At 63.4% G+C, this 8,941-nt stretch carries 5 protein-coding genes and 1 pseudogene; 4 read left to right on the plus strand and 2 right to left on the minus strand.

The genetic code is table 11. From position 1 onward, the window contains the following. The 4 genes and pseudogenes from AB4Z11_RS13810 to AB4Z11_RS13825 all read left to right on the plus strand — a co-directional run. Positions 1 to 257: pseudogene (locus AB4Z11_RS13810) on the plus strand (serine/threonine protein kinase); the annotation flags it as partial. Continuing rightward, positions 254 to 2,002, plus strand: a complete 1,749-nt coding sequence (locus tag AB4Z11_RS13815) for an ATP-binding protein (protein ID WP_442025822.1) — start codon at positions 254 to 256, stop codon at positions 2,000 to 2,002. The pseudogene AB4Z11_RS13810 and the gene AB4Z11_RS13815, both read left to right, overlap by 4 nt. 9 nt (positions 2,003 to 2,011) lie before the next feature. Next, the gene (locus AB4Z11_RS13820; RefSeq protein WP_442025823.1) at positions 2,012 to 3,520 is read left to right on the plus strand and encodes a response regulator; all 1,509 of its coding nucleotides are present in this window, start codon (positions 2,012 to 2,014) and stop codon (positions 3,518 to 3,520) included. A gap of 82 nt (positions 3,521 to 3,602) precedes the next feature. Then, entirely contained in the window at positions 3,603 to 5,957 is a 2,355-nt protein-coding gene (locus tag AB4Z11_RS13825; RefSeq protein WP_442025824.1) for a prolyl oligopeptidase family serine peptidase, read from the plus strand. Between the two features lie 105 nt (positions 5,958 to 6,062). Here AB4Z11_RS13825 and AB4Z11_RS13830 read toward each other — a convergent pair whose 3' ends face one another. Both AB4Z11_RS13830 and AB4Z11_RS13835 read right to left on the minus strand, forming a co-directional pair. Then, on the minus strand, positions 6,063 to 8,231 hold the full coding sequence (locus AB4Z11_RS13830) for a S8 family serine peptidase (protein ID WP_442025825.1): 2,169 nt from the start codon (positions 8,229 to 8,231) through the stop codon (positions 6,063 to 6,065). After that, positions 8,195 to 8,941 (minus strand): S8 family serine peptidase (locus tag AB4Z11_RS13835; RefSeq protein WP_442025826.1); only part of this gene is annotated, 747 nt, incomplete at its 5' end. The genes AB4Z11_RS13835 and AB4Z11_RS13830, both read right to left, overlap by 37 nt.

An 8,941-nucleotide genomic window follows, 5' to 3' on the forward strand; every position in this document is an offset into this window, starting at 1 on the left:
GCCAGCTGGTATCCCACAATGGCATCGTCGGCAGCAATATGCGCAAGGTGCAGGAATTCCCCGCCAACTGGGACAGCACGGCAACCATGGTTCTGCATTCGGACGGCCTGACGTCGCGCTGGAATATCGACGATTATCCGGGCCTGCTGCAATGCCACCCGGCCCTGCTGGCCGGCGTGCTGTATCGCGACTTCCGGCGCGGACGCGACGACGTCAGTGTGCTGGTGCTGCGCGACCACCAGGGGTGGCTGCCATGAGCTTACGCATCCTCAACCTTGGCGTACATGCGGAGCTGGATGTCGTGGCATCGCGCCAGCGCGCACGCCAGATCGCCGGACTATGCGGTTTCGGCGGCCAGGATCAGGTACGCATCGCCACCGCAGTTTCCGAACTGGCGCGCAATGTCTACAACTATGCCCGCGCCGGACGTATCGAGTTTGCCGTGGAAGGTGAAACCGCGCCGCAGCTGCTGGTCATCACGATCAGCGACCAGGGGCCGGGCATTCCGCATCTCGATGTGGTGCTGTCCGGCCGCTATCAGTCCGAAACCGGCATGGGCCTTGGCATCATCGGCGCCAGGCGCCTGATGGACCAGTTCGACATCCGCACCACCGTTGGCGGCGGCACGACGATCACGCTGAAAAAACTGCTGCCGCGCGAAGCTGCCCTGCTGACGCCTGGCATGGTGGGCGCAATGGGTGCCCAGCTGACGGCGCTACCGGCCGATGTCACCCTGTCGGAAATGCAGCAGCAGAACAAGGAACTGCTGGCCACGCTGGCGGAGCTGAACACGCGCCAGGAAGAATTGCTGCAATTGACGCACGAACTGGAAGACACCAACCGCGGCGTCGTGGCTTTGTATGCCGAGCTGGATGAGAAGGCCGATCACCTGCGCCGTGCCGACGAGATGAAGTCGCGCTTCCTGTCGAATATGAGCCATGAGTTCCGGACGCCGCTATCCTCGATCCGCGCCTTGTCGCGCCTGCTGATCGAGCGCGCGGACGGCGAGCTGACGGAAGAACAGGAAAAGCAGGTGCTGTTCATTCTGAAAGGCGCCGAATCGCTGACGGAACTGGTGGACGACCTGCTGGACCTGGCGAAGATCGAAGCGGGCAAGGTCGATATCCGGCCGGTCAAATTCGATGTGGCGGACCTATTCAGTGCCCTGCGCGGCATGCTGCGCCCCCTTCTGGCCGGCGCGCGCGTGGAACTGATCTTCGACGTGCCGGCTGCGCCGCTGATCATGTACTCAGACGAAGCCAAGCTGTCGCAGATCCTGCGCAACTTCGTTTCCAATGCGCTGAAATTCACCGAAACGGGCCATGTGCGCGTTTCGGCGGACGTGCAAGGCGATAGCATCCGCTTCGATGTGGAAGACACCGGTATCGGCATCGCCGAAGAATACCAGCAAGTGATCTTCGAGGAATTCAGYCAGGTCGAAAGCCGGCTGCAGCAGCGCGTGAAAGGCACGGGACTYGGCCTTCCCTTGTGCCGCAGGCTGGCGACGAGCCTGCTGGGCGGCAGCGTCACGCTGCACAGTGTGCCCGGCCAGGGCTCAACGTTCAGCGTTATCCTGCCGCGTCAATACCAGGCTGGCGCGGACAGCGAAGACGCGCTCGAAACCGAACCACAGGATGGCAGCGGGTTGCCCATCCTGATCATCGAAGACGACCGCTCCACCATGCTGATGTATCGCAGCTTCCTGCGCAATACACCCTTCCGTGCCGTGTGCGCGCGCAGCCTGTGGGAAGCCGAGCAAGCGTGGGCCGCCGAAAAGCCCGCCGCTGTCATTCTCGACCTCTACCTGCAGGGCGAAGACAGCTGGCGGTGGCTAAGCCAGGCCAAGGCCAGCGAGCAGCGCAAGAATGTCCCGGTGCTGATCGTTTCCGAAGTCTCCGATCGGCAGAAAGCCTTTTCCCTGGGCGCGGACTGCTATTTCAACAAGCCCGTGCTGCGCGATGAGTTGCTCGCCCAGCTCAAGGCTTCTTGCCATCCGTCATAAGGCCACGCCATGTCCAGCGCCGATGAAGAACTTATCCTGAACGTCGACGACACCGATGCCGCACGCTACGCGAAGACGCGCATCCTCACGCGCGCCGGCTTTCGCGTGATCGAGGCGTCCAGTGGTGAAGAGGCGCTGGCCAAAGCTGCCAGCGAAGACCCTGCCCTGGTGCTGCTGGACACCAAACTGCCCGACATCAGCGGCTTCGACGTGTGCCGCCACCTGAAAGAAAACAAGTCCACCGCCTACATTCTGGTGCTGCAGACGTCGGCCTCGTATGTCGCCACGCCGGACAAGGTGCGTGCGCTGGACTGCGGCGCCGACAACTACCTGTTCGAACCGATCGAACCCGAGGAACTGGTGGCCAATGTGCGCGCCCTGCTGCGCCTGGGCCGCGTCGAACGCGAACTGCGCGACATGGACCGCCGCAAGGACGAATTCCTGGCCATCCTGGCGCACGAGCTGCGCAATCCGCTGGGACCGATCCGTAATGCGGTGGAGTTGCTGCGTCTCGCCGATCCTTCACCGTCGCCGCTGCACGAACATGCGCGCCAGATCATCCTGCGCCAGACCGACCATATGGTGCGCCTGGTCGACGATTTGCTGGATGTCTCGCGCATCTCGCGCGGCAAGATCGCGCTGCGCCGCGCGCCTGCCGATTTGTGCGAGGTAGTACGCGCCGCCCTGGAAACCAGCCTGCCCAATATCGAAGCGCGCCAGCACAAGCTGGAGCTGGACCTGCCGGGCGAGCTGTGGGTCGTTGGCGACGCCATCCGCCTGACCCAGGTGGTCGGCAATCTGCTCAATAACGCCGCCAAATTCACGCCACCGGGCGGCAATATCAAAGTCCAGGTGCTGCGCGAAGATGAACATGCGGTGCTGCGCGTGCGCGACAGCGGGATCGGCATTCATTCCGAACAGGTAGAGCGCATCTTCGATCTGTTCACGCAGGCAGGCCATGCGCCGGACCGCGTGCAGGACGGCCTGGGCATCGGGCTGTCGCTGGTCCGGACGCTGGTATGGCTGCATGGCGGCAGCGTGTCCGCCAGCAGCGCCGGCGAAAACCAGGGCAGCACGTTCGAAGTGCGCCTGCCGGGAGAGCAAGCCAGTGCAGCCGCCCAGGATTCCGGCACAGATGCCGCCGCAGCGCCACCGTGCTGCTACCGCATCCTGGTCGTGGACGATAACGCCGACTCGGCCCACATCATTGCTTCGCTTCTGCAACTGGCCGGCCATGAAACGCAAGTGGCGCATCGCGGCATCGACGCTATCGAAGCGGCGCAAGCAATGCGGCCGGATGTTGTCTTCCTCGATATCGGCCTGCCGGACATGCGCGGCGAGGAAGCCGCGAGCCGTATTCGGGCCCTGCCCGAACTGGCCGGAACGAAGCTGGTTGCCCTCAGCGGCTACGGCCAGGACAAGGATCGCGCCACCGCCATCGCGGCAGGCTTCGACCTGCACCTGACCAAGCCGGTCACGCTGGACATCCTGAGCGCAACCATCGCGCGCCTGCTGTAACGGCCGGTCACTGCCGCGGGAGGCCAATGGCGCTCTGCTAGAATGCGCGTTCGCACATCTCCCCCTTATATAAAAGACACATATGCGATATCTAGCATTCCCTCTGCTGGCGAGCTTGCTGGCAGCTCCCGCCTTCGCCGTCACTCCCGTCACCCTCGATCAGGCCATGTCCCATCCGGACTGGATTGGCACGCCGGTCGAAACCGCATGGTGGAGCTGGGACGGCAAACAGGTCTTCTACAAACAGAAGCGCACCGGCTCTCCGCTGCGCGATACGTTCCAGGCTGGCGACAAGCCGCGCCTGATCGGCGATGCGGAACTGGCCAATCAGGACAGCGCCACCGTCGTCTACAACCATGACCGCACCCGCTCCATCGTGCTGCGCAATGGCGACTTGTTCGAGCGCGACATGAAGACGGGCATCCTGACCCAGATCAGCCGCAATACCGTGCCGGCCGAAGCACCGCAGTATTCGGCGGACGGCCGCGCCGTACAGTTCCGCATCGGCCACGACTGGTTCAGCTGGAGCCGTGCCGACCGCCTGGTGACTCCGCTCGCCATGCCGCGCGCGATGAAAGACCCAGCCGCCGCACCGGATGACGATTACCTGCGCGCCATGCAGCTGCGCCTGATCTCCACGCTGAAGCGCCAGAAGGATGATCGCGAAGCTGTCCGCGAGCGCAATGAAGCCGAGCGCCGCGCCGACGCTACCCGCGCGCCTTCGCCGTACTATCTCGGCGACAAGATCACCCTGGATGCCAGTGCCCTGTCACCGGACGGCCGCTGGCTGGTCGTGGCGGTCTCGCCGAAGAACGGCGACAGCGGCCGCGTAGGCAAGATGCCGCGTTACGTGACGGAATCCGGTTACGAAGAGTTCGACGATCAGCGCACCCGCGTTGGCCGCAACTATCCGCTGGCCCAGACCCTGAAGCTGATCGATCTGCAGACGCGCACCGTGCGCGACATCTCGCTCGATAATCTGCCGGATATCGCCAAAGATCCTCTGGCGTCCTTGCGCGAAGCGCAGAAGCAGCCGGCGCTGAAGGGCAATCGCCCGGTGCGCCTGGAAGAAGATGAAGGCGATGGCCTGGCATGGACCGAGAACGGCGGCAAGCTCGCCGTGATGCTGCGTGCCGTCGACAACAAGGACCGCTGGATCGCCACTGTCGATCTGAAGGAAGCCAGGCTGCAGCCGCAGCACCACCTGGCCGACAAAGCCTGGATCAATAACAGCTACAACGAATTCGGCTGGATGAAGGACAACAGCACCCTGTGGTTCCAGTCCGAGGAAAGCGGCTATGCCCACCTGTATACACTGGGCGCCGATGGCAAGCAGCGCACTCTGACCAGCGGCCAGTGGGAAGCCACCAATGTGCGCTGGAATGCAGACGGCTCGATGGCCTACATCCTGTGCAACCGCAAGACGCCGGGCGAATATGAAGTCTGCTCCGTGAACGCCAGCGATGGCGCGGTGCGTGAAGTCACCCAGCTGGATGGCGGTGTCGAACAGTTCTCCCTGTCGCCGGACCAGCGCAAGCTGCTGGTGCACTATTCCAACGCCTATCTGCCGCCACAGCTGGCCATCGTACCAGCCGCCGGTGGCGCTGCGACCAAGCTGACCGATACCCGCACCGCCGAATTCAAGGCGCGCGAATGGGTGCAGCCGCAGTACGTGGCGGTGCCGTCTTCGCATGGCACCCAGCCTGTCTGGGCCAAGCTGTATCGCCCGGCCAAGCTGGAAGAAGGCAAGAAGTATCCGGTCGTGATGTTCGTGCACGGCGCCGGCTATCTGCAGAACGTGAGCCACCGCTACACCAACTACTTCCGCGAGCAGATGTTCCATAACCTGCTGGTGCAGAACGGCTACATCGTACTGGACATGGACTACCGCGCGTCCAAAGGCTATGGCCGCGATTGGCGCACGGCGATCTACCGCCAGATGGGCCACCCTGAACTGGAAGACTATGTGGACGGCGCCAAGTGGATGGCCGCCAATCAGCAAGGCGACATCAACCGCGTCGGCATCTACGGCGGCAGCTACGGCGGCTTCATGACCTTCATGGCCCTGCTGCGTGAACCGGATCTGTTCAAGGCTGGTGCGGCCCTGCGCCCTGTGACCGACTGGACCACGTACAACCACGGCTACACGTCCAACATCCTGAACACGCCGGACATCGATCCTGAAGCGTACAAGATCTCTTCGCCGATCGAGTATGCCGACAAGCTGAAAGGTCACCTGCTGATCGGCCACGGCATGGTCGACGACAACGTGTTCTATCAGGACTCCGTGCGCATGGCACAGCGCCTGATCGAGTTGAAAAAGGATCACTGGGAGCTGGCGTCCTATCCGCTGGAACGCCACGCTTACGTACAGCCTGAGAGCTGGTACGACCAGTATCGCCGCATCTTCCAGCTGTTCGAGCGCACGTTGAAGTAACGTGGATGGCGGGTCAATGACCCGCCCTACGTAGGGCGGATCATTCGATCCGCCGTTTTTCACTTAGCTGGTAGCTGGTAGGGCGGGTCATTGACCCGCCGTTTTTCACTTCAGCGGATCGACCGCAGGCGCCTGCCGCTGCGCCCGCGCCAGTGGCACCGGATCATCCGTTTCCACCTGCAGCAGCGTGGTCGACGCCAGCACGCCATTGGCATCCATCAGCTGCAAGCCTCCCACATACCTCTTCCCTGTAGGCAGTCCCGACCAGCTCACGTTCACCGTCGCCGTTTTGCCGGTGTACACGCGCGAAGGCAGCATGGCCCGCAACGAACCGCCAGCATCCGACCTGGTCACAATGGCCGACGACAGCTGGAAGTCGATGCTRGCCCGGTTGGCCGCGGAATAGCCGATGATGCACAGCTTATAGTCCCCCGCCGCCGGTGAAGCCAGCAAAGCCTGCTCATTCGAGCCTTCAACGGCGCTGGTGGAAAGCAGCTTCCAGCCGGGATCGAACAACGCCATATCCAGATCGTCCATACCCGGCTTGCCCGTATCACGGTCGAACAGCTCAAAAGTCGCAGCCACGGTATCGGCAGGGATGTGCACCGTCTGCACCAGCACACCTGTGCCGCCGGCCTTGCAGCTGGCCTGCATCCGCGCCGGCGTGCCGGAACTGTTGTCCGGCGCCTGCCCCACGCGCAAGGATGTGCGCTGCACTTCCTTCAAGCCGCCCAGCGCGTAAGCCATGCGCCCGTTGAAGGCCGTTTCCACCGTCATCATGGTGCTGCCATCCGTCTTGTCGCTGCGCAGCGCAGCCGGCGAACGTACCATGCGGCCCACACGCGCAACGACAGGACTGCGCACCTTATGCGTGCCATCGCTCCATTCCATCGAGCCAAGCTGCCAGATGTTCTCGAATGCGGTAGTGCGCGTCAACACGATGTTGAAGGACTTGCTCTCGCCGGGCGCCAGCGCCAGCGTCGCCGGCTGGAGCGCCGCCGTAAAGCCATGCACGTCGATCTTGCCCGTGTACGTTGACGCAGCGCCGCTGACATTGGTCACCGTGCGCGTGATCACCGCTGTATTGACCACATTACCGGCCGAAACGGACGCAAGGTTCAGGTTATAGCCTGGCATGCTGCCCTCGCTGCATTGATCGCTCATGCCCGTGCCGCACAGGTACTTCTTGTAGTCCGATGCGCCCACCGTGTACACCAGTCCCGGATCGGCGGCCGCAGTCGGGTCAACGTGGCCAGCGCCCTGCGCAAAGGGCAGCGTACCAGCCTCCATGCCGAACAGCCCATCCGGCAAGGTATCGTAGGCCGTCGTCATCAGCGCCGATTTGATGGCCGATGGCGACCAGTCGGGATGGCGATGCTTCAACAGCGCTGCGATACCTGCAACGTGCGGGCTGGACATGGATGTGCCATCATAAAAATTCCAGGCCGGCTGCGGCACCAGCGTGCCGTTGACCACATCGCTACGCTGCTCCTGGGTCAGCGAAGGCGTGACACCAGCGACGATATTGACGCCGGGCGCTGTCATATCAGGCTTCAGCACATCGCCATCCGTCGGGTTCGGGCCGCGCGAGGAGAAGTTGGCCATGATCGGCGCCTCGCCCTTGGTGGTCATGACGAACTTGCTCATCGCGGCCGTGGCGTTCAGTGCCTGCGCGTAGTTGGCAATCGCCGCGCCATCTTCCGCGCTCACGTGAACGGTCGGCACGGAGTGCCCTTCCGCTACCAGGCCATTGCCGTTGTCGATCATCACCATGCCGCTGCCGCCCGCCTCCTTCACGGCCAGGCTCTTATCAACGCGATTGTTCACGCCGCGCAGGCAGGTCACGATCTTGCCCGTTACCTTGGCCGTGTCCAGCACCGGCGCGCCATCGTTATTGGCCGCCGTGAAGCAATACTGCAGCCGATCCGGGTCCACATTCGGCAAGCCCGCATCCTGCGCGCGGATGATGGGCGTGCCGCCAGCCAGCGGCGTCATGTTCAGCGACGCGCCGGAATACACGGCCTTGTTGCCAAGCGTGACATCGGCTTTCTGGAAGCGGTTATGCGTGGACGCACCGACGGTTGCCAGCCATGGGCTGACGTGGGCTACCGTGTTGCCCGGTCCCGCATTACCCGCGGACGCAGCCACGAACACGCCCGCATTCGCCGCGTGCAGGAAGGCCATCTCCACCGGGTCTTTCACGGTATCGCTGCCGCTGATGGAGAAGTTCAGCACATTCACACCATCCACCACGGCCTGCTCGATCGCATCCACCGCGTCGCCCGTGAAGCAGCCGACCTGGCTCTGGTGGCGAAAGGCTCCAGATACGCCCAGCAGATCTTGTACGCCGCCAGCCGCGCACGCGGCGCCATGCCCGACAGCGTGCCGACATAGGCGCCGTTGACATTGCCATCCACGCCGTGGTTGCCGGCTGCCGTGGTCGACGTGTGCGTGCCATGGCCGCCGCTGCCGGACGGTGCGCCCAGCGAGTCGCGCGGCGAACGGAAATCGCTCCATGCCGGCGTCAGGCCAGCCTGGTCCTGGATGGCGCGGTAGGTGGCATCGAAATAACGCGCGCCAATCAGCTTGTTGTTGCAATGGCCAGCGGTAAAGCCTTCGCCAGTCTGGCACTCGCCATGCCAGGTCGCAGGCGGGGCGTTGTAGGCCAGCGTTCCATTATTGTCGAAAGTGGGCTTGCCTGCCGCATCCACGCGATCCGCATAAGCCGGATTCTCGGGCCAGACGCCGCTATCGATAATGCCGACGACGACATCTTCGCCCGCGTGTTCTGGCCCGCCGAGCTGGCTCCACAAGCCGCCCGGCTTGTCGAGTCCGAGGAAAGTTGGGGTAAAGCTGGTGACCGGACGGCGCGGCTCGTCCGCCGAAATATCGGCCACTTGCGGGCTGGCCTTCAACTGGCGCACTTCGTCATCGGTCAGCATGGCGGCAAAGCCGTTCAGCACGACCTTGTACTCATGCAGCAC

Origin of the sequence: Pseudoduganella sp. RAF53_2, assembly GCF_052113985.1 — a bacterium.
Lineage (GTDB): Bacteria > Pseudomonadota > Gammaproteobacteria > Burkholderiales > Burkholderiaceae_D > Rugamonas.

Bases quoted from the DNA above. Each gene is read 5' to 3' on its own strand.
- AB4Z11_RS13820 (WP_442025823.1), top strand. From the start codon at position 2,012: ATGTCCAGCGCCGATGAAGAACTTATCCTGAACGTCGACGACACCGAT.
- AB4Z11_RS13825 (WP_442025824.1), top strand. From the start codon at position 3,603: ATGCGATATCTAGCATTCCCTCTGCTGGCGAGCTTGCTGGCAGCTCCC.